Source organism: Candidatus Frankia nodulisporulans (assembly GCF_902806475.1).
In the GTDB taxonomy this organism is placed as follows: domain Bacteria; phylum Actinomycetota; class Actinomycetes; order Frankiales; family Frankiaceae; genus Frankia; species Frankia umida.
The window spans coordinates 1-1,538 of sequence record NZ_CADCWS010000463.1; the positions used below are offsets into that span (position 1 = coordinate 1).

Genomic DNA, 1,538 nt, shown 5'->3' on the forward strand with positions numbered 1-1,538 from the left:
GGTGGAAACCGGAAGACGCATAGACAGCATCGACCAGCGCCAGAATCCGACTATCCCCGCGCACCGGCCCCGGCATCATGACCCTCCAGCGGTACCGAAATCCGCTCGTACTCCCCCGCCAGCGCGGCGACCTGACCAGAATCCACGGATACCTCCCGCGCGGCCATCTCACCCTCAGAAGAATCGTGTGCGGGCACATCGCCGACGGCCGACCGCGGGGCGGGGATGAATTCCGGACCGCCGCCGCGCAGATAGCACAACCAGGTGACGAGGGCCATGACGAAGAAAAGGCCGACATACACCCACAGTGCGGGAGCAATAGTGTGGTAGGCCTTGTTCGACTCGGCATAGATGATCGGGACCAGGAATCCACCGAATGCGCCGACCGCCGAACAGATGCCAAGCGCGCCTGCGGCCTCCTTACGAGAGCGGCGCATGGTCTCGGCGGAGCCGCCGGCGGCGAGGCCGCGACCCGCGAAAATGGCGGGAATCATCCGGTAGGTCGAACCGTTTCCGATGCCGCTGGCCAGGAACAGGAGCATGAAGGAGGCGAAGAACAGCCCGAAACTGGGCCGCTCGAGGATCTTCCCCTTCGCTCCGATGGAGGCGATCGCGCCCAGGCCGCCGATCGTCATGGCACCGAACGCGGCCACGGTGACCTTGGCACCGCCGAAACGGTCCCCGAGGCGCCCACCCAGCGGGCGGGCCAGCGAGCCGACGAGCGCGCCCAGAAACCCGTAGCTGAGGGCGACGTCCGCCCGGTCGAAGAGCCCGGGGTTCTTCAGCAGGGCGGGAAAGGCGGTGGAGTACCCGATGAAGGAGCCGAAGGTGCCGATGTAGAGGAACGACATGATCCAGGTGTGGCCACGCTTCGCCGCGGACGCGGTGGCACCGTAGTCGGCCCGGGCCTCACGCAGGTTGTCCATGAACAGCAGTGCTCCGACGGCCGCGGCGATGGCCAGCGGAATGTAGATCAGGCCGAGCCGGGCGAGCGCCGTGCCGGTGCCGGCGGCGATGACGGTGGCACCGAGCTTCTGGATGACGGCGACACCGAGGTTGCCGCCGGCGGCGTTCAGGCCGAGCGCCCAGCCCTTCTCCCGTTCCGGATAGAAGAACGAGATGTTCGTCATCGACGACGCGAAGTTCCCGCCGCCGACGCCGGCCACCGCGGCGATCATCAGCAGTGTGCCGAACGAGAGCTCCGGATGCCGTACCGCCCACATCATCAGCCCGCATGGCACGACCAGCAGCAGCGCCGAGAACACCGTCCAGTTTCGTCCGCCGAAGACGGGAACGGCGAAGGTGTAGGGCAGCCGAAGAAAAGCTCCCACGCCGGAGGGAACGGCCACCAGCCACAACTTCTGGTCGGTGTCGAGAGAGAATCCGGCGGGGCCTAGGCCACCCCCGGAACTCGCCCCGAGCTTGACGACCAGAATGCTCCACATCACCCAGACCGAGAAACCGAAATGTTCCGCGACCACGGACCAGAACAGGTTACGGCGCGCGGTGCGACGTCCACCGTCCGCCCAGAACTGGGG

At 66.8% G+C, this 1,538-nt stretch carries 1 protein-coding gene; it reads right to left on the reverse strand.

Annotated elements, in window-relative coordinates; all coding sequences use genetic code 11:
* Nucleotides 1-50: 50 nt before the first annotated feature.
* On the reverse strand, nucleotides 51-1,538 hold a 1,488-nt coding region (locus G6R24_RS20815; RefSeq protein WP_225438880.1), incomplete at its 5' end, for an MFS transporter.